Origin of the sequence: Thioalkalivibrio sp. ALE9, from assembly GCF_000377445.1 — a bacterium.
Taxonomy (GTDB): Bacteria; Pseudomonadota; Gammaproteobacteria; order Ectothiorhodospirales; family Ectothiorhodospiraceae; genus Thioalkalivibrio.
This window is the reverse complement of the sequence record NZ_KB898134.1, coordinates 1-17,774: the sequence shown is the minus strand read 5'-3', so window position 1 is coordinate 17,774 and position 17,774 is coordinate 1. Positions and strand designations below refer to the sequence as shown.

The 17,774-nt window shown below is 68.2% G+C and carries 17 protein-coding genes and 1 riboswitch; of the genes, 12 read left to right on the top strand and 5 right to left on the bottom strand.

The genetic code is table 11. The annotated features are described in order from the left end of the window. Positions 1 to 11: 11 nt before the first annotated feature. The gene (gene glpK, locus D106_RS0112250) at positions 12 to 1,532 is read left to right on the top strand and encodes a glycerol kinase GlpK (RefSeq protein WP_018880210.1); all 1,521 of its coding nucleotides are present in this window, start codon (positions 12 to 14) and stop codon (positions 1,530 to 1,532) included. A 169-nt stretch (positions 1,533 to 1,701) separates the two neighbouring features. On the opposite strand, the gene D106_RS0112245 is transcribed toward glpK, so the two are convergent. The 5 genes from D106_RS0112245 to D106_RS0112225 all read right to left on the bottom strand — a co-directional run bounded on the left by D106_RS0112245 (position 1,702) and on the right by D106_RS0112225 (position 5,753). Next, positions 1,702 to 2,550, bottom strand: coding sequence for a pirin family protein (locus D106_RS0112245; protein WP_018866963.1), 849 nt, complete (start codon positions 2,548 to 2,550; stop codon positions 1,702 to 1,704). 85 nt (positions 2,551 to 2,635) lie between these two features. After that, a complete protein-coding gene (locus D106_RS0112240) occupies positions 2,636 to 3,001 on the bottom strand; it encodes a hypothetical protein (RefSeq protein WP_018875541.1) in 366 nt (121 codons plus the stop codon). 5 nt (positions 3,002 to 3,006) lie between these two features. After that, the gene (locus tag D106_RS0112235; protein ID WP_018877451.1) at positions 3,007 to 3,873 is read right to left on the bottom strand and encodes an ABC transporter ATP-binding protein; all 867 of its coding nucleotides are present in this window, start codon (positions 3,871 to 3,873) and stop codon (positions 3,007 to 3,009) included. Further along, positions 3,873 to 4,844, bottom strand: a complete 972-nt coding sequence (locus tag D106_RS0112230; protein ID WP_018866960.1) for an iron ABC transporter permease — start codon at positions 4,842 to 4,844, stop codon at positions 3,873 to 3,875. The genes D106_RS0112235 and D106_RS0112230 overlap by 1 nt, the downstream gene beginning before the upstream one ends. A 6-nt stretch (positions 4,845 to 4,850) precedes the next feature. Continuing rightward, positions 4,851 to 5,753: a cobalamin-binding protein gene (locus D106_RS0112225; RefSeq protein WP_018880209.1), complete on the bottom strand. Its 903-nt coding sequence runs from the start codon at positions 5,751 to 5,753 to the stop codon at positions 4,851 to 4,853. Positions 5,754 to 5,900: 147 nt separating this feature from the next. Further along, positions 5,901 to 6,109: riboswitch (cobalamin riboswitch) on the top strand. A gap of 94 nt (positions 6,110 to 6,203) precedes the next feature. On the opposite strand from D106_RS0112225, the gene bluB reads away from it, so the two are divergent. From bluB to D106_RS0112170, 11 genes are all read left to right on the top strand, one after another. Next, positions 6,204 to 6,956 carry a 5,6-dimethylbenzimidazole synthase gene (gene bluB, locus D106_RS0112220; protein ID WP_018880208.1) on the top strand — a complete coding sequence of 251 codons (753 nt, stop codon included), beginning with the start codon at positions 6,204 to 6,206 and terminating at the stop codon, positions 6,954 to 6,956. Further along, the gene (cbiB, locus tag D106_RS0112215; RefSeq protein ID WP_018880207.1) at positions 6,953 to 7,855 is read left to right on the top strand and encodes an adenosylcobinamide-phosphate synthase CbiB; all 903 of its coding nucleotides are present in this window, start codon (positions 6,953 to 6,955) and stop codon (positions 7,853 to 7,855) included. The genes bluB and cbiB overlap by 4 nt, the downstream gene beginning before the upstream one ends. 16 nt (positions 7,856 to 7,871) lie before the next feature. Beyond that, positions 7,872 to 8,873, top strand: coding sequence for a threonine-phosphate decarboxylase CobD (gene cobD, locus D106_RS0112210; RefSeq protein WP_026280663.1), 1,002 nt, complete (start codon positions 7,872 to 7,874; stop codon positions 8,871 to 8,873). Continuing rightward, positions 8,870 to 10,357 carry a cobyric acid synthase gene (locus D106_RS0112205; RefSeq protein WP_018880205.1) on the top strand — a complete coding sequence of 496 codons (1,488 nt, stop codon included), beginning with the start codon at positions 8,870 to 8,872 and terminating at the stop codon, positions 10,355 to 10,357. Before cobD ends, D106_RS0112205 begins: the two co-directional genes overlap by 4 nt. Next, complete coding sequence (cobU, locus tag D106_RS0112200; protein ID WP_018880204.1) at positions 10,354 to 10,875, top strand: bifunctional adenosylcobinamide kinase/adenosylcobinamide-phosphate guanylyltransferase; 522 nt, start codon at positions 10,354 to 10,356, stop codon at positions 10,873 to 10,875. Before D106_RS0112205 ends, cobU begins: the two co-directional genes overlap by 4 nt. A gap of 145 nt (positions 10,876 to 11,020) precedes the next feature. Further along, positions 11,021 to 12,082, top strand: coding sequence for a nicotinate-nucleotide--dimethylbenzimidazole phosphoribosyltransferase (gene cobT / locus D106_RS0112195; protein WP_018880203.1), 1,062 nt, complete (start codon positions 11,021 to 11,023; stop codon positions 12,080 to 12,082). Next, positions 12,079 to 12,642, top strand: a complete 564-nt coding sequence (locus D106_RS0112190) for a histidine phosphatase family protein (RefSeq protein ID WP_026280662.1) — start codon at positions 12,079 to 12,081, stop codon at positions 12,640 to 12,642. Before cobT ends, D106_RS0112190 begins: the two co-directional genes overlap by 4 nt. A gap of 348 nt (positions 12,643 to 12,990) precedes the next feature. Further along, positions 12,991 to 13,761, top strand: coding sequence for an adenosylcobinamide-GDP ribazoletransferase (gene cobS / locus D106_RS0112185; RefSeq protein ID WP_018880201.1), 771 nt, complete (start codon positions 12,991 to 12,993; stop codon positions 13,759 to 13,761). A gap of 63 nt (positions 13,762 to 13,824) precedes the next feature. Further along, positions 13,825 to 14,454 (top strand): YIP1 family protein, encoded by a 630-nt coding sequence (locus D106_RS0112180; RefSeq protein ID WP_026280661.1) that lies wholly within the window; start codon positions 13,825 to 13,827, stop codon positions 14,452 to 14,454. Positions 14,455 to 14,732: 278 nt separating this feature from the next. Then, positions 14,733 to 16,277: a sulfotransferase gene (locus D106_RS0112175; protein ID WP_196994417.1), complete on the top strand. Its 1,545-nt coding sequence runs from the start codon at positions 14,733 to 14,735 to the stop codon at positions 16,275 to 16,277. Positions 16,278 to 16,419: 142 nt separating this feature from the next. After that, positions 16,420 to 17,631 (top strand): flagellin, encoded by a 1,212-nt coding sequence (locus tag D106_RS0112170; protein WP_018880198.1) that lies wholly within the window; start codon positions 16,420 to 16,422, stop codon positions 17,629 to 17,631. The last annotated feature ends 143 nt before the right edge of the window (positions 17,632 to 17,774 follow it).

Here is a 17,774-nt window from a genome sequence, read left to right as displayed (position 1 = left end):
AGAGTCGCCTCATGAGCGACGCGCGCTACATCCTCGCCCTGGACCAGGGCACGACCAGTTGCCGGGCCATCCTGTTCGACCGCGCGGGTACGATCGTCGGCGTGGCGCAGAAGGATTTCGCCCAGATCTATCCGCAGCCCGGCTGGGTGGAACACGACCCGATGGAGATCTGGGGTACCCAGATCGGCGTGGCGCGCGAAGTACTGGAGACGCGCGGCATCAAGCCCTCCCGACTGGCGGCGATCGGCATCACCAATCAGCGCGAGACCACGGTGGTATGGGACCGCGCCACGGGGGAGCCGATCGCCAATGCGATCGTGTGGCAGGACCGGCGTACCGCCGCGTTCTGCGACGGACTGAAGGCGCAGGGCCTCGAGGGCCTGCTGCGCGAGCGTACCGGTCTGGTCGTGGATGCCTATTTCTCGGCCAGCAAGCTGCGCTGGCTCCTGGATCACGTGGACGGGGCGCGCGAGCGCGCGGAACGGGGCGAACTCGCCTTTGGCACCGTGGACAGCTGGCTGATCTGGAACCTCACCCGCGGGGAACGTCACGTGACCGATGTGACGAATGCCGCGCGCACCCAGCTGTTCAACATTCACACCCTGGAATGGGATTCCGAGCTGCTGGAGCGGTTCGGGGTCCCGCGCGCGATGCTGCCCGAGGTGGTGGACTCGAGTGGCGTGCTGGGCGTGACCGGCGCCGAGATGTTCGGCGGCGCGGAGGTCCCGATCGCCGGCGTGGCGGGGGACCAGCATGCGGCCCTGTTCGGCCAGGGCTGTTTCGAGCCCGGCATGGCCAAGAACACCTACGGGACTGGCTGTTTTCTGCTGATGAACACGGGCGATACGCCGGTGGAGTCCCGGTCCGGTTTGCTGACTACCCTCGCGTGGTCGCTGGATGGCCAGGTGGAATACGCGCTGGAGGGCTCGATCTTCATCGCCGGGGCCGCGATCCAGTGGCTGCGCGACGAGCTCCACCTGATCGATGCGGCCGAGGATTCCGAGTACTACGCGGGCAAGGTGCCCGACGCCGACGGGGTCTACGTGGTGCCCGCGTTCGCCGGGCTGGGTGCCCCGTACTGGGACATGTACGCGCGCGGCGCCATCTTCGGCCTGACCCGCGGTACGCGCAAGGAGCACATTACCCGCGCCACGCTGGATGCGCTGGCCTACCAGACGCGCGATGTGATCGATGCCATGGCGCAGGATGCCGGGATCGGGCTGAAGGCGTTGCGGGTCGACGGCGGGGCCGTGGCCAACAACCTGATGATGCAGTTTCAGGCCGACATGCTCGGGGTGCGGGTGGAGCGCCCGGCGGTGACCGAGTCCACCGCGCTGGGGGCCGCCTGGCTCGCGGGGCTGGGGGTCGGCTTCTGGACCCGTGACGAACTGAGGCAGAAGGGCGCCCTGGACCGGGTGTTCGAGCCGCAGATGGAGGCGGCCACGCGCGATCGCTACTACCGGGGCTGGAAGAAGGCCGTGAAGCGCACGATGGGCTGGGCGCGCGAGGACGACAGCGACTCGACGCCGTAGCGGGTGATGGTCTGGGGCCTTGCCGACGCGGGCGGGGGCTTCGCGGGCAAGCCCGCTCCGACGGTGATCTGGGCCGGGCTGCCTGTCGAAGGCATCGGCCCATCTGCAGCCCCCTGTGGGGGCCGCCTTGGCGGCGAAGCCCCTGCCAGGCCCGGATTGGGCCCGGGGCTCAGTCCATGCTGGCCGGCTCGGCGGCGAGCTGGCCGGACTGGTAGTCGCTGATGGCCTGTTCGATCTCGTCGGAGGTGTTCATCACGAAGGGGCCGTAATGCGCGATCGGTTCGCCGAGCGGCCGCCCCTTGAACAGCAGCACGCGGGCATCCTGCTGGGCGATCAGGTGGATCTGGGTCTGGCCGCTCCACACACCCATCTGGCCGGTTTGCAGGCCGATGAGCTCGCCGTCGAACACATAGGCCAGCACGCGGTCCTCGAGCTGCACGGCGAGCGACAGGCGATAGCCGGCGGGCAGCGTCAGGTCGGCCATCGCGGCGCCTTCGCCAATCTGCGCCAGCGGGCCCTCGGTATCCCCGGCACTGGTCTGCCAGGATCCGGCAATGGCCTTGAAGCGCAGCGGATCGTCGTCTTCCGGCAGGTGGCGCATTGCGTCGGCGTGCACGTCGCGATAACGCGGCGGGTCCATCTTGCGCCGGGCGGGCAGGTTCACCCACAACTGGAAGCCGTGCAGGCCCTCGCTGTCGAGCAGGGGCATCTCGGAGTGGATCACACCGCGGCCGGCGCTCATCCACTGGGCCTCGCCGGCCTCCACGCGGCCCTGGTTGCCCATGGAGTCCTCGTGGGTCAGGCCGCCATGGACCAGATAGGTCAGGGTCTCGAAGCCGCGATGCGGGTGGGCGGGAAAGCCGCCGATGTAGTCCTCGCGCGCGCTCGCTTTGAGCTCGTCCAGCATCAGGAAGGGGTCCAGCCCGCCACGAAAGTCATGGATGCGCCGAATCTTCACCCCGGCCCCGTCCTGGGTGGGATGGGAGGTCTTCACGCTGTCCGGCGGTGTCGGGTTCATGGCGTTCTCCTTCGCAACAGGTCTGCACCATACCGACCATGAAACGAAAAGAAAATTGCATCGTTTCCCGTCATGGGGCCTTTTGTCAGGCGGTGGACAGATCCCAGGAATCGGCAAACGCCTCCAGGCTCTCGATGAAATCGGGATCGTGTTCCTGACGGTTGATGGTCAGGTGCAGGACGACGGCCTGCGGGTCGGGCGGGTGCCCGGTGGTCAGCGTCCAGGCCAGGCCGTTGGGGCAGTCGGGCAGGGACAGGCGCACGCCACCGTTGATGACCTCGCGGTGCACCCGGAACTCGCCCCACAGGCAGTAGACCACGCCGGCATCGGGACCGTCGTCCTGGATCAGCGTGTCGATGGCATCACTGTGAGCGGGCAGGGCGGGGACGTTCAGCCGCCGCTGCAAGGTTTCGGCATCCAGGGTCGCGGGCAGATTGCGGAAGAATTCCATGGCGGTCACTCGTTGCGCGGCAGGAACACGGGCAGGCCGTCGACCTCGCCTACGCTCAGGCGCTGGTTGTAGAGGCGTTCCAGGGCACTGGGCACGAGCATGGTGGCGGTCGGGCCCCAGCATGCCTGGCCGTCGGGGAACAGCAGGAGCAGATGGTCGCAGTAGCGCGCGGCCAGGTTGACGTCGTGCAGGACCAGTACGGCGGCCCGGTGCGCCTGGGCAACGATGCCCTGCACGCGGTTCAGCACGGCGACCTGGTGATGCAGGTCCAGCTGACTGGTGGGCTCGTCCAGCAGGAGCAGGCTGGGGTCCTGGGTCAGCACGGTGGCGATGGCCAGGCGCTGCCGCTCGCCCCCGGAGAGCGTGTCCACCATGCGGTGCTCCAGGTCGGAGAGGTCCATCTCCGCCAGGGCGGCCCGGGCGCGGGCGTAATCCTCGGAGGTCTCGATGTCCCAGGGGCGCAGGTAGGGGTGCCGACCGATCAGCGCGGTCTCCAGCACCGTCGCGGGGAAGCCGTCGTGGTGGGTCTGGAAGACCAGGCCGATGCGCCGCGCCAGTTCCGCGCGGGGCAGGCGGGTGATTGCCTGGCCACGGACCTCGATGGTGCCGGCGCGTGCGGTCCGCAGGCCGGCGAGCGTTTGCAGCAGCGTGCTCTTGCCCGCGCCGTTGGGGCCCAGGATGCCCCAGCACTGCCCGGGGTCGACGGTCAGTTCCAGCGGGGCGCCGGGTGCGCGCCCCGGGATGTCGATCACCAGGTCGCGGGTGGCAAGCAGCGTATCCGGGCCCGGCTTCTGGTGGACGCTGCGCGCGCCCAGGCCCGGGGCTTCATGCGGCCGGCTGTGGGCGGGGGCGATGGGTGGACGGGGTGCCATCAGCGGCTCCGGTACAGCAGGAACAGGAACACGGGGACCCCCAGCATCGCGGTGATTACGCCGACCGGCAACTGCTCCGGGGCGATCATGGTGCGGGCGAGGGTGTCGGCCAGCGTCAGCAGGATGCCGCCGCCCAGCGCGGAGGCCGGCAGGATCACGCGCTGGTCGTTGCCGAAGACCAGGCGCAGCATGTGCGGCACGATCAGCCCGACAAAGCCGACCGCGCCGACCTGCATGACTGCGGTCGCGGTGATCAGCGCGGCGGCGACATAGATGCTCCATTCCACCGGGCGCACCGCCACCCCGAGTGCCGCGGCCTGCATCGGGCCGCGCGCGAGCACGTTCAGCGTGCGGCCCAGCGGCAGGGCGAGGAACACGACCAGCACCAGCAGGATCCAGGCGGGATAGGGGTTGCGCGCGTGGGACACATCGCCCATCAGCCAGTACAGCATGCCCGGTAGCTCGGCCGTCGGGCTGACTGCGAGCAGGAAACTGATCATGGCGCCCCAGCCCGCCGCGACCACCACGCCCGTCAGAAGCAGGCGCGTGGGGGTCCAGCTGCCGGTACCGTGTGCCAGGCCGAACACGATCACCGTGGACAGCAGGGCACCGGCGAACGCGGCCAGGGAGACGGAAAACATCGACAGGCCGGCGAGCATCGCCAGCAGGGCGCCGACGGAGGCGCCGCCGGAGAGGCCCAGCACGTAGGGATCGGCCAGCGGGTTGCGCAGCAGCACCTGCATCAGCGCGCCGGCCAGACCCAGCAACCCGCCTGCGGCAAAGGCCGCCAGGGCGCGCGGCAGGCGCAGCTCCAGCACCAGCGTGTCGTGCAGGCGGCTGCCCTCGCCGAGCATCACCGCCAGCAGGTCGCCGGGCGCGATCGCGACACTGCCGAAGGCCAGCGCGATCAGCACCGCCAGCAGCGACGCCGGCAGCAGGACCGCGGCGGCAAGGAGGAAGGCGCGGGTCACGAGGGGTCAGTCCACCCGGCGGAGTCGGGCCCGCTCGAGCTCCTCGCACATCAGGCGGGTGCCCTCGGCGATGCGCGGGGTATGGCGCTGCAGCAGGGACGGCGGGATGAAGAACAGGTTGTCGCGCTGGACCGCGGTCATGTCCTCCCATTGCGTCCAGGCGATGACCCAGTCGGGCCGATCCTCGCCCATGCCGCCGCCAATGATAACCTCCGGGTCGGCCTCGATGACCGCCTCGCGATCCATGCGCGGGACCAGCCGGTCCAGGTGGCCGAACACGTTCACCCCGCCGCACAGGCGGATCGCCTCGCTGATCAGGTGGTCGTCGTTCACCGTCATCAGGGGCTGTTCCCACACCTGATAGAACAGGCGTACCGGGTCGCGCTCGGCGTAGTCCTGGCGAAGGGTGTCGATCGCCTCCTCGAAGCTTCGCACCGCCTCGTCGCCCTGCGTCTCGGTGCCGGCGAGCTGTGCCATGCGGCGCATGCTGGCGGACACGCCATCGAAGCTGCGGGGCTCCGACACGTAGACGTGGAAGCCGAGCTCGCGCAGGTGTTCGATCTGGGATTGCGAGTTTCCGCTGCGCCAGGCAACGACCAGGTCCGGATCGAGCTGCACGACGCGCTCCATATCGATGCGGCTGTAGCCGCCCACGCGGGGAAGCATCTCCGCCTCCGGCGGGAAGTCACTGTGCTGGGTCGCGCCCACCAGCTTGTCGCCAGCCCCGACGGCGAACAGGACCTCGGTGATATGCGGGGCGAGGCTGACGATGCGCTCGGCGGGTTGTTCCAGCCGGACCTCGTGACCGTCGTCGTCGGTCACCGAGATCGGGTCGGCCAGTGCGGGCGCGGTGCACAGCAACATCGCGACGAGCATCGCGGGGTAACGTCCGAGGGCCTTGTAATCCATTGAAAATCCGAAGGTTGTGGAATTGATTGAAGGTGGAATCGAGGGTGGCCGCGGTACTGCGCGCAAGCCGCAAAAGCGTTTCATCATAGCAGCATGGGCAAGATGGTTTGGTGCCCAAATTGGTCGGGGGCGCGCCGAACGCGTATCATACGGCGGCTTGAATCAGGTGCCTGCAATGCGCAGGTGAAACGGGAAGCCGGTGCAAATCCGGCGCTGCCCCCGCAACGGTAAGTGAGCGGCGAACCACACCGCAGGCTTGGCCACTGTGCCCCCACGGGTCACGGGAAGGCGTCTGTGGCATCGGCAGCCGCCGACGCTCGCAAGCCCGGAGACCGGCCTGGTGATGACGCATCCTGCGATCGTGCGGCGGGCAACGATCGAGGGCACGGGCACCATCTGCGGTGCCCGTTCCTTCGTGGTTTCGCCGTGCCGTCGCCCCGACGGAAACGCATGACGAACCCAGACCCCAAACCGACAGCAGAGCATCCGAACGCGTTCGCCTCGGCCGAGCGCGAGGCGGTTTATCGCGTGATCGGGGAACGCCGCGACATGCGCCATTTCCGTCCGGATCCGGTGGATGGCTCTACGCTGCGCCGGCTGCTGGAGGCCGCCCACCGCGCGCCTAGCGTCGGGTACATGCAGCCCTGGCGCTTCCTGCGGGTAACCGACCCGGCCCTGCGCGAGGCCCTGCATGCCCACGCCGCGGACGAGCAGGCCCGCACCGCCGAGGCCTGCGGGGAGCGCGCGGCGGAGGTGCACCGCCTGAAGCTGGAAGGGATCCGCGAGGCGGGGGAGTTGCTGGTCGTGGCCCTGACCGACGGCCGCGAACGCTATGTGCTGGGGCGGCGTACGCTACCGGAGATGGACCTGTGCTCGGCGGCCTGCGCGATTCAGAACCTGTGGCTGGCGGCCCGCGCGGAGGGGCTGGGCATGGGCTGGGTCTCGCTGTTCGATCCGGACTGGCTGGCGCGGCAGCTGGACATGCCGGAGGGCGGCTATCCGATCGCGGTGCTGTGCCTCGGCCATGTGGAGCGTTTCTACGAGCGGCCGATGCTGGAGACCGCGGGCTGGGATCGCCGGCGGCCCCTGGAAGAACTGGTCTTTCAGGATCGCTGGGGCGTGCGCGGCGAGCTGGCAGCCGCCCCGGATGCGGCAGGCGCCGGAAACGGGGCGGACGAACGGACCGGATCCGACAGCGCATGAGCGCTTTCCTGATCCTGATAGGCGCCCTGATCCTCGATCGCTTGTTCGGCGATCCGCGGCGATTCCACCCGCTGGCCGGGTTCGGTCGGCTGGCGGCCTGGGCCGAGGCGCGCTGGCATGCGCCCAGTCGCCTGCGCGGGGCGTTGCTGCTCGCGGCGTTGGTCCTGCCATGGGTGGCGCTGGCCGCTCTGGGGGCGTCGCTGGCGTGGGGCTGGCTGCTGTCGCTGGCGATCCTGACCCTGGCGATCGGCTGGCGCAGCCTGGACGAACACGCAGAGGTGGTCGCGCGGGCCCTGGAGACGGATGATTTGCACGGTGCCCGCACGGGCGTGGGGATGCTGGTCAGTCGGGACACGGAGGCCCTGGACGTGCGCGGGGTGAGCGGGGCGACCATCGAGTCGGTCCTGGAGAACGGCAACGATGCGCTGTTTGCCACGATCTTCTGGTTCCTGGTCGCCGGGGCACCGGGCGTGGTGGCCTACCGGCTGGTCAACACCCTGGATGCGATGTGGGGGTACCGTAACGAGCGGTATGCCACGTTCGGCTGGGCGGCCGCGTGGCTGGATGACGCCATGAACCTGATCCCGGCGCGTCTGACGGCCCTGGCCTATGCCCTGGCGGGGCGCGGGCGGGACGCATTGCAGTGCTGGCGTGAACAGGCCGCCGGATGGAAGAGCCCGAATGCCGGGCCGGTGATGGCCGCTGGGGCCGGTGCGCTGGGCGTGGTGCTGGGCGGCCCGGCGCCCTATGGCGGCCAGCGCGAGTGGCGCCCGCGCCTGGGCATGGGCCGCCTGGCCGATGCCGCGGGCATTCGTCAGGCGGTGGCGCTGGTGGACCGGGCGCTGGCGATCTGGATGGCATTCATCGTGGTGGGGGTGATTGTCGTTGTCCTGTTCTGATCCGCAGAAGGCTCCCATGCCCGAACCCCGGGCGCTCGTGCAAGTGCACGGGGGTGGTGTGCGCCAGGCAGCAGCGCGCTACGGCATTCCGGCAACAGAGTGGCTGGATCTTTCCACCGGCATCAACCCGCATGGCTATCCCGTGGGCGAGGTCCCGCAGCGGGTCTGGGCGCGGCTGCCGGAACCGGAGGACGGGCTCGAGGCCGCGGCCGCTGACTATTACGGCACCGCGGCGCCTTTGCCCGTCGCGGGCTCGCAGGCGGCGATCCAGTTGTTGCCGGCGCTGCGCTCGGGTACGGCGCGCGTCGGCATCCTCGAACCCAGCTACAACGAGCACGCCCGGGCCTGGCGGGAGGCCGGACACACGGTACGCCCGCTAAACGGCGAGGCGATCGCCGCGGCGCTGCCCGAGCTGGACGTGCTGGTGCTGGTCCACCCGAATAACCCGACCGGGCAGTGCTTCGAGCGTGCGGACCTGCTGGCCTGGCATGCGGAACTGGCGGCGCGTGGTGGCTGGCTGATCGTGGACGAGGCCTTCATGGATGTGACGCCGGGGGCCAGTCTCGCGCAGGACGCACCGCGCGAAGGCCTGGTGGTGCTGCGTTCTCTCGGCAAGTTCTTCGGGCTGGCGGGCGCGCGGGTCGGGTTCGTGATCGCCGACGACGCGATGCGCGCGCAGCTGGCCGCCCGGCTGGGTCCGTGGGGTCTTGCCGGACCTTCGCGCTGGATTGCTACCCGGGCGCTGACCGACCGCGCCTGGCAAGCCGAGACTCGGAGCCAGCTGCAGGCGCGCGGCCAGCGCCTGGCGGAACGGCTGCGTGCGCACGGGCTGGCGCCCACCGGCGGCACCGCGCTGTTCCAGTGGTGCCGGGTGGATGATCCCGCGGGTTGGCAGGACCATCTGGGCCGGCAGGGCATCCTGGTGCGTCGATTCGATGCGCCCGGGAGTCTTCGGTTTGGCCTGCCGGGTGACGCGGCCGAGTGGCAGCGTCTCGAAGCGGGGCTGCAGCGGGCATGACGGGCACGACGCTGATGGTGCAGGGGACGACCTCGGATGCCGGCAAGAGCGTGCTGGTGGCGGGGCTCGCGCGGGTGCTGCACCGCCGTGGACTGTCGGTGGTGCCGTTCAAGCCGCAGAACATGGCGCTGAACAGCGCCGTCACCGCCGATGGCGGCGAGATTGGCCGGGCCCAGGCCCTGCAGGCCGCCGCCTGCGGCCTGGAACCGCATACGGACATGAATCCCGTACTGCTCAAGCCCAGCTCGGACCAGGGCGCGCAGGTGATCATCCACGGGCGGCCCGCGGCGGAACTGGATGCGCGGGCCTATCACGACTACAAGCCGGTGGCCCGCGAGGCGGTACTGGCGTCGCACGGGCGCCTGACCGATCAGTACGACCACGTGCTGGTGGAAGGCGCGGGCTCGCCGGCGGAGATCAACCTGCGCGCGGGCGATATCGCCAACATGGGCTTCGCCGAGGCGGTGGACTGCCCGGTGATCCTGGTCGCGGATATCGACCGGGGCGGGGTGTTCGCGCATCTGGTGGGCACGCTGGCGCTTCTGAGCGAGACCGAGCGTGCGCGGGTTCAGGGCTTCGTCATTAACCGCTTTCGCGGCGATATCAGCCTGCTGCAGCCGGGGCTGGACTGGCTGGAACAGGAGACCGGCAAGCCGGTGCTCGGCGTGATTCCGTACCTGCAGGGGTTGTATCTCGATGCCGAGGACGCCCTTCCGCGCGAGGCGGTGCCGGAGAAGGCTACGGATGCGCTGAAGGTGGTCGTCCCGGCCCTGCCGCGCATCTCCAACCACACTGATTTCGACCCGCTGCGCCTGCACCCGGCGGTGGATCTGCGTTTTGTCGGGCCCGGCGAGTCGTTGCAGCCGGCGGATCTGGTGATCCTGCCGGGCTCCAAGTCGGTGCGCGACGACCTCGCCTGGCTGCGCGGTCAGGGCTGGGAGGCCGCGCTGCAACGGCATGTGCGCTACGGTGGCAAGGTGCTGGGCATCTGTGGGGGCTTCCAGATGCTGGGGCGCGCCGTGCACGACCCCGACGGCGTCGAGGGCCGGCCCGGTTCCGCGCCGGGGCTTGGCTGGCTCGATATCGAGACCCGCCTGGCCCCCGAAAAGCGTCTGGAGCGTGTTCACGGGGATCGTGTGCTGGGCCGGGAGGCAGGCGTGGAAGGCTACGAGATTCATGCGGGCATCACGACCGGGCCCGGACTGGAGCGGCCGCTGCTGCATCTGGCGCACGGGCCGGATGGCGCGTGCAGCGAGGACGGTACGGTGGCCGGCACCTACGTGCATGGCGTATTCGACCGTTCGGAGGCCGCCGATGCCTTGCTGAACTGGGCGGGTCTGCGCCCCGGTGCGGGACAGGGAGAAGACCTGGCCGCGGCGCGCGAACGCGGTCTTGCACGCCTGGCGGATACCCTGGAGGAACACCTGGACATGAAGCGTGTACTGACCCTGCTGCGGGCGGAATCGGGAGAGCCGGTGGCATGAAGACCCTGGTCCTGGGCGGCGTGCGTTCCGGGAAGAGCCGACTGGCCGAACGCCTGGCGGCGGAATCCGGCCTGCCGGTCACCTATGTCGCCACGGCACGGGCCGACGATGCCGAGATGGCGCGCCGAATCGAACGCCACCGCGCCGACCGCCCCGGCGACTGGGGCCTGGTCGAGGCGGACACGGGGCTGGCGCGGGCACTGGAACAGGCCGCTGGCCCGGGCCAGTGCCTGCTGGTCGATTGCCTCACCCTGTGGCTGACCCAGCTGCTGTGCACCGATGACGAGGCCCGGATCGAACGCGAGCGCGAGGCCCTGATCGAGACGATCCCGGGCTTGCCGGGCACGCTCGTCTTCGTCTCCAACGAGACGGGGATGGGCATTACCCCCATGGATGCACTGTCCCGCCGCTTCGCCGACGAGGCCGGCTGGCTGCACCAGCGCCTGGCCCCCGAGATGGACCGCGTGGTCCTCACCGTCGCCGGTCTCCCGCATGTGCTCAAGGGTGACCTTCTGTGATCCAGGGCGGGCTTTGCTGTAGCCAGGGTGACAAGGGTTCGCGGGCAAGCCCGCTCCCACAAGGCTGCCGCACATGCCTTTGTGGGAGCGAGTTTGTTTGTGGGAGCGGGCTTGCCCGCGAAGACGGATCGAATAGGGAGAACATGTGACCGAAGACTGTGACTGGCTGCAGGTGCCGCCGGCGCCCCTGAGCGCCGAGGCGCGCCAGGCAGCGGCCGAGCGGCAGGCCCAACTGACCAAGCCGCCCGGCTCACTGGGCCAGCTGGAGGCGATCGCCGAACGCCTGGCCGCCATGCAGGGCGTGGGCCAACCGACGCTGGAGCAGGTGCACATCGCGGTGTTCGCCGGTGACCACGGCGTGGTCGCCGAAGGGATCTCGCGATTCCCCCAGGCGGTGACCGCGCAGATGGTCGCGAACTTCGCGAACGGCGGCGCGGCAATCTCGGTGCTGGCACGGCACCTGGGCGCGTCCATCGAGGTGATCAATCTGGGTACCGTGGCTCAGCCACCGGCCGTCAGCGGCGTGCAGCAACTCAATCTGGGTCCCGGCACCGCCAACCTGGCCCGCGAACCGGCGATGATGCCGGCGCAGCTGGAGCGCGCGCTGAACGCCGGCCGCCAGTGCGCCGAGCGCGCCCGAAGGGGCGGGGCGCAACTGTTCATCGGTGGCGAGATGGGCATCGGCAATACCACGGCGGCCGCCGCACTTGCCTGTTCATTGCTGGACCTGCCGCCGGCCGATCTGGCCGGGCCCGGCACGGGTCTGGATGCCAATGGCGTGCGCCACAAGGCCGAGGTGATCGAGCAGGCATTGAGCACTCACGTCGATGTGCGCGGCGATGCGCTGGGCAGCCTGCGTTGTCTGGGTGGCTTCGAGATCGCGGGCCTGGCCGGCGCCTATATCGCCGCGGCACAGATCGGGTTGCCGGTACTGGTGGACGGCTTCATCAGCACCTCGGCGGCGCTGGTGGCGGAACGCCTGTGCCCGGGCACCGCGGAGTGGTTCTTTTACGCCCACAGTTCGGCGGAGCCGGGCCACCAGCGACTGCTGCAGGCGCTGGCGGCCGAGCCACTGCTCGATCTCGGCATGCGCCTGGGCGAGGGGAGCGGGGCGGCCACCGCCGTGCCCCTGCTGCGCCTGGCCTGCGAGCTGCATTCGGGGATGGCGACTTTCGCCGAGGCGGGTGTGAGCGGAGAGGGCAGTTGAGCACGGACGCCACACGCATCGGCCTGCTGCGGCACGGCGAGACGACGGGCCAGGGGTTTTGTGGGCGTGGCAGCGATGTCCCGCTGACGGCAGCAGGCTGGCACGCAATGCGCGAGACACTCGCGCGTGACGCCGACTGGGATCGCGTCGTCTGCTCGCCGTTGATGCGATGCCTCGGGCCTGCCGAGGCGTTCGCCGGGCAGGCAGGCGTGCCACTCGCCGTGGACGAACGGCTGGCCGAACTCGACTTCGGCGACTGGGAAGGCCGTACGGCGGCAGCGCTGATGGAGACGCAGGCCAATGCCCTGGGTCGCTTCTGGGAAGATCCACTGAATCATGCGCCGCCCAATGGCGAGTCGCTTGGGGCGTTTCGCGAGCGTGTGGTCGCCGGCTGGAATGAACTGGCGCCCAACGAAGGGGAGCGCGTGCTCGTGATCGCCCACGGCGGGGTCATCCGCCTGATCCGTGCCCTGCACGAGGGCTGGCCGCTGGAAAAACTCCTGAGTATCGACGTCCCGCTCGCGTCCCTGCATATTGTCGAGCCATGGCAGGCCTACTGATGATTACCCATCCCGCACTGCAACAGGACCCCGAGCCAACCCGCGCCCGGGCACTTGCGTGCGGTTCTGCGGGAGCGTGCTTGCACGCGAAGCCCCGGCCCGCGCCTGCCTCTGACGGACGTTTCGCTGCCCGCGTGATCGGGTACGAAACATGTAGGAGGCCAGCCCCCTGGCCGATCGGGAACGTGCCAGCGCCCCATCGGCCAGGGGCTGGCCTCCTACAGGCAGGGGTGACGGAGGGGGCCGTATGAACTCGGTATTGGCTCGCTTCTGGCCGATCGGGAAAATGCCAGCGCCCCATCGGCCAGGGGGCTGGCCGCCTACCGGCAGGAATGGCGGAGGGGTCGCATGAACCCCGTGATGGCGCCCCTCTGGCTGGCCATCCAGTTCCTCACACGCCTGCCGACCCCCGCGCTGGAGCCGCGCCCCGAGGATCTGGGGCGTTCGGTACTGACCTATCCGCTGGTCGGGCTCATCCTGGGCCTGATCGTGGTGATCGTCGGCATCGGGCTGTCTGCCATTCCCGGCGCGCCGACGCTCCTCGTCGCGGCATTGGTGCTGACGTTCTGGGTGGCCCTGACGGGCGCGCTGCACCTGGACGGGCTGGCGGACACGGTGGATGCCTGGGTCGGGGGGCAACGCCATCCGGAGCGCGCCCGCGGGATCATGAAGGACCCGGCCTGCGGTCCCATGGCCGTCGCGGCAATGATCCTGGTGCTGGCGCTGAAGGGCACGGCACTGGTGGCCGTGGTGGAAGCCGGCGCGTGGATGGCCGTCCTGCTCGCCATCGTGCTGGCGCGCCTGGTGCCGCCGGTGCTGTTTCTGACTACGCCCTACGTGAACCCGGTGGGCCTGGGCGCGGAGATGGCGCAACACCTGCCGCGCGGGGCCGCGAAGGGCACGGTCGGTGTCGCGGCCCTGCTGGTACTGGTGCTGGGGCTGGTGTCGGGGCTGTGGGGCGTGATCGTGGCCGTCCTCGCCGCCGGGGCGCTGCTGTGGGGTGCCACCCGCCTCCTGAAACACTGGCTGGGCGGCTTCACCGGCGACACCGCCGGCGCCACGCTGGAGCTGGTGGAGACCCTGACGTTCGTGATTCTGGTACTGACGCTCGCCGGTTGAGGTGTCGCCAGGGCGCGTGAAGGTTGTCACGAGAACGTCACAGAATTGCCACATACTCGCGGCATGAGCCGGTACCCCAGTTGCCTGAATCTTCCCCGATTGCTCCTAGGCGCATTGCTCAATCCCTTGGGGATGGTGCGTGAGGTCGGTGCGCTGGGCCTCGCCCCGGCCTGGTGGCAGACCTTCCTGCGACTTGTCTTACCGGTCCTGCTGCTCAGCGTGGTGATCAGCCAGGTCCTGTACCAGATCATTCCCACCGGTCTGCCGCCCGAGGCGATGCCCGGCGTATGGGGGTTTGGCGTCTACAGCGTGCTCGCCATGAGTATCGGTGTGCTGGGCCTGGCGTGGTCCGCGCACTACTTGGCCGAACTCTTCCAGGGGCGCGGGGACCCGGACCGGGCCATGCTGGCGGTCAGTATCGGCCTGCTCCCGGCGTGGGTTGGCAAGGTGGCCGCCGCCTTTCCCTGGCCGTGGGGCAACGGCATCGGACTGTTGCTGATCCTGTATTCGCTGTGGCTGCTGTACTGGTCGCTGCGTGGCATCCTCGGGTTGCGCCGCGGCAACCGCATCGGCCTGTTCGTGGCCACGGTCTTCTGCGGCGTCCTCATCACCCTCATCTTCGGCTGGGCCCTGATGGACCTGATCCCTGGCGCCACCCCCGAGCACCGCATCGGCACCACCTGGCTGATCTAGTACGCCCAGTACGGCGCACCCACCACCTCTGTCATTGCAAGGAGCGGAGCGACGAAGCAATCGTTCGTGACGAACAGGGTGCTGCATTCAAACGCCTTGCGCCCAACCAGCCGATTGCCACGTCGCCTGCGGCTCCTCGCAACGACGGGGAAGGACTCCGGTAAAGATCATCGATGAGGCGGACTGGCGGTGCTGGGGAGGCGGCTGTTCGGGGTCTCGCGTCGGTACGCGCGCGCACCGCTATACTGGCCGGAAACGAATGGATGACCGGGAGTCGTATGGCGGCGGGGAAGGCAGGAAAAAAGACGAAAGCGAAGCCCTCGAAGGTCGGAGGGTTGCTCAAGAAGGCCCGGCGTGCGCTGGATGACGGCGCATTCGAAGAGTTGGAAACCCTGTGTGGGGAAGTGCTCGGGATCGAGCCCGACAGTACCGATGCGCTGCGGTTGCTGATCCAGGCGGCGTTTGACCGGCATCAGTACAGCACGGCCACCTTGTATGCATCGAAGCTGGTGCAGATGTGCCCGGAGGACGCTGCCAGCTACAACGCACTTGCGGGGGTCCTGATTCTCAGGGACCGCTTCGATGCCGCGGGCGCCGCACTGCGCGAGGCTTTGCGGCTGGACCCCAATATGCGCCTGGCGCTGGACAATTACGCGCGTGTTCTCCAGGCGGAAGGTCGTTGGGAGGAAGCGACTGAGATCCTGGAGTCGCTGGTGGCGGCCGACCCGACTAGTGCCAAGCTCTGGTTCTCGCTGGCGCATTCGCGGCATTTCCCTGCGAGTGAATCGCCGCGGAAAGACCTGGAAAAGGTGATCAAAAAGGGAAAGTTCGACCTGCGGGATCAGGGGCGCCTGTATTTTGCGTTGGCAAAACTTCATCAGGATGCCGGCGATATCGATCGGGCGTTCTCGGCATTCGAGCGAGGGAATGAGCGCCAGGCTGAGGCAATTGTCGCGCAGGTCGAACGGGTGCGCAAAGGTGCCCTCCGGAAGAGCGTGGCGGCGACGGAGAAAGTCTTTACGGCGGATTGGGCCGAGGGTATCGATGATCCGGAAAAATCCCCGCGCCCCCTAACCCTGGTGCTCGGCCCCCCTCGCTCAGGCAAATCGTTGCTGGAAGGGCCACTATCAGGGCATTCGAAAGTCCGTCACTACGGCGAGCTGGCTGTCCTTCAGGAAGTCCTCTCCCAGCTCCCCAAGGAGGTGCGGGACCGATATCCGTTGTTTGTCCGGGAACTGGAGCAGGAGGGGCGAGCGCAGTTGCGGGCTCGAGTCGATTCGATGTGGGGCGAAGCCAGGGACGAAAGTATCCGCACCCATTTGGTCACCAACCCTGGAAACGTCTTCCACGTCGGGACGTTTATGAGCCTCTACCCGGGCACTCGCGTCGTTTTCTGTGAGCGCGACCCGGTAGAAAACACGATGGCGATTTACATGCGCTGGTTTGCGCAACGGCTCCCGTACGCATGGGCGATCGATACGATCGCCGAATACGTCATGTTGTATCGGCGACTCGCTGCTCATTGGGAAGGTCTTTTCCCCGATCGCGTCGAGCGTATCCGTTACGAAGCGATGCTTGAAGATCCCGATAGCAATATCGCGGGTGTGTTGTCGTCTCACGGGCTGGAATGGGAAACGGAATGTGCGGACGCAGAGGGCGAGGTTGCGGATCCGGCGAAGCTCGGCGTATCAGGGAGCCTGGGGAGGCGCAGCCGCGTGAACCCGGCGTTCGCAAGAATTGGCGAGCAGTATGCGGCCTATCGACCCGCGTTCGAGCGCGCAGTAGACGTGGCGCGAGCGAAGGTGTTCCCAGCGAGTGGATGAGCAGGAAGCAGCAGGTCAGAAAAAAATTTTCGGCTTGGGGCTAAAGGATGGTGGTGAGGTGTCGTTAACGGTGCTGAAGGCGGGCTGAGTCCGTCGACTGAACCGCCCGAGGCGGCGAGTACGACTCTACAGGAGAGCGACCATGTCTCAAGTGATTAACACCAACGTTCTGTCCCTGAACGCCCAACGCAACCTCGGGAACTCGCAGGGGGCTCTGGCCCAGAGTCTGGAGCGTCTGTCCTCGGGCTTGCGGATTAACAGCGCCAAGGACGACGCGGCCGGTCTGGCCATTTCCGAGCGTTTCAGCACCCAGATTCGCGGTCTGAATCAGGCGGTGCGTAACTCCAACGACGGGATTTCCTTCGCGCAGACGGCGGAAGGGGCCCTGGGTACCGTGGGTGATGCGCTGCAGCGTGCGCGCGAGCTGGCGGTGCAGGCGGCGAACGATTCCAACTCGGCTTCGGACCGTCAGGCGCTGAACGATGAGGTTCAGCAGCTGATGTCCGAGGTTTCGCGGATTGCCAACAGCACCGAGTTCAATGGTGGGCGAGTGCTGGACGGCAGTGTGCAGGACCTGTTCTTCCAGGTGGGTGCGAACCAGGGTCAGACCATTGCGGTGAGCGGCGTGGACTCGCGGACGTCCGAGTTGGGCGTGACCGAAGTGGCGGGTACTAACGGCCTGAGTCAGGAGCAGATCAATGACGACGGCATTGCCTCCATCGGGGATATCACGATAACCGGGGAGAACTTCGCTGACATCGTTGTTGATTTGAGCGGCGTGGAAACCTTGGAAGATGCCATTCGAGCGATCAACAGCGAGATTGCCGATGTGGTAGCGGAGGGCGATACCAACGCGCTGGAGGTGGCCGACGCCAACCTGCAGGCCTCCCTGCGCGTGAAAAACGACGGCGAGACGACCATTGCGATCACCTCCGCCTTCGAGACCGAAGACTTGGGCGTCACCGGGGGCTTGGTGACCCTGGATGACGGCACTACGCCAACCACGGTCGATCTGTTCGATGGCGCCACGTCCGAGGATGTCAACCTGAACGACATTGATGTGATCACGCGTGAATCTGCGACCCAGGCGATTGGTGCGCTGGACGGTGCGCTGACCCAGGTGAACAGCCTGCGCGCGGAGCTGGGTGCGGTGCAGGTGCGGTTCGAGTCCACCATCGACAACCTGAGCGTGAGTTCCGAGAACCTTTCGGACGCGCGTTCGCGGATCCGGGATGCGGACTTTGCGGCGGAGACGGCGGAGCTGACCCGCGCCCAGGTGCTGCAGCAGGCGGGTACCTCGGTGCTGTCGCAGGCCAACGCGGTTCCGCAGAACGTGCTGGCCCTGCTGCAGTAAGCTCGATCACTCGGGCTTCTGGTTGAGGGAGGATGGCGAGGGCGCCATCCTCTCCTTCTGAAGAGGACAGCGACATGAGTGATGGAATCGGCAGTATCACATCACCGCTGGTGGCAGTGAACCCGCGCGGGGGCGAAGCGGTC

Excerpts from the sequence above, each read along its gene's own strand:
- glpK (WP_018880210.1), top strand. The coding sequence starts at position 12 with ATGAGCGACGCGCGCTACATCCTCGCCCTGGACCAGGGCACGACCAGT.
- cbiB (WP_018880207.1), top strand. The coding sequence starts at position 6,953 with ATGAGCGCTTTCCTGATCCTGATAGGCGCCCTGATCCTCGATCGCTTG.
- bluB (WP_018880208.1), top strand. The coding sequence starts at position 6,204 with ATGACGAACCCAGACCCCAAACCGACAGCAGAGCATCCGAACGCGTTC.
- D106_RS0112235 (WP_018877451.1), bottom strand. The coding sequence starts at position 3,873 with ATGGCACCCCGTCCACCCATCGCCCCCGCCCACAGCCGGCCGCATGAA.
- D106_RS0112205 (WP_018880205.1), top strand. The coding sequence starts at position 8,870 with ATGACGGGCACGACGCTGATGGTGCAGGGGACGACCTCGGATGCCGGC.
- cobU (WP_018880204.1), top strand. The coding sequence starts at position 10,354 with ATGAAGACCCTGGTCCTGGGCGGCGTGCGTTCCGGGAAGAGCCGACTG.
- cobD (WP_026280663.1), top strand. The coding sequence starts at position 7,872 with ATGCCCGAACCCCGGGCGCTCGTGCAAGTGCACGGGGGTGGTGTGCGC.
- D106_RS0112180 (WP_026280661.1), top strand. The coding sequence starts at position 13,825 with ATGAGCCGGTACCCCAGTTGCCTGAATCTTCCCCGATTGCTCCTAGGC.
- D106_RS0112170 (WP_018880198.1), top strand. The coding sequence starts at position 16,420 with ATGTCTCAAGTGATTAACACCAACGTTCTGTCCCTGAACGCCCAACGC.
- D106_RS0112225 (WP_018880209.1), bottom strand. The coding sequence starts at position 5,753 with ATGGATTACAAGGCCCTCGGACGTTACCCCGCGATGCTCGTCGCGATG.
- D106_RS0112175 (WP_196994417.1), top strand. The coding sequence starts at position 14,733 with ATGGCGGCGGGGAAGGCAGGAAAAAAGACGAAAGCGAAGCCCTCGAAG.
- D106_RS0112240 (WP_018875541.1), bottom strand. The coding sequence starts at position 3,001 with ATGGAATTCTTCCGCAATCTGCCCGCGACCCTGGATGCCGAAACCTTG.
- D106_RS0112245 (WP_018866963.1), bottom strand. The coding sequence starts at position 2,550 with ATGAACCCGACACCGCCGGACAGCGTGAAGACCTCCCATCCCACCCAG.
- cobS (WP_018880201.1), top strand. The coding sequence starts at position 12,991 with ATGAACCCCGTGATGGCGCCCCTCTGGCTGGCCATCCAGTTCCTCACA.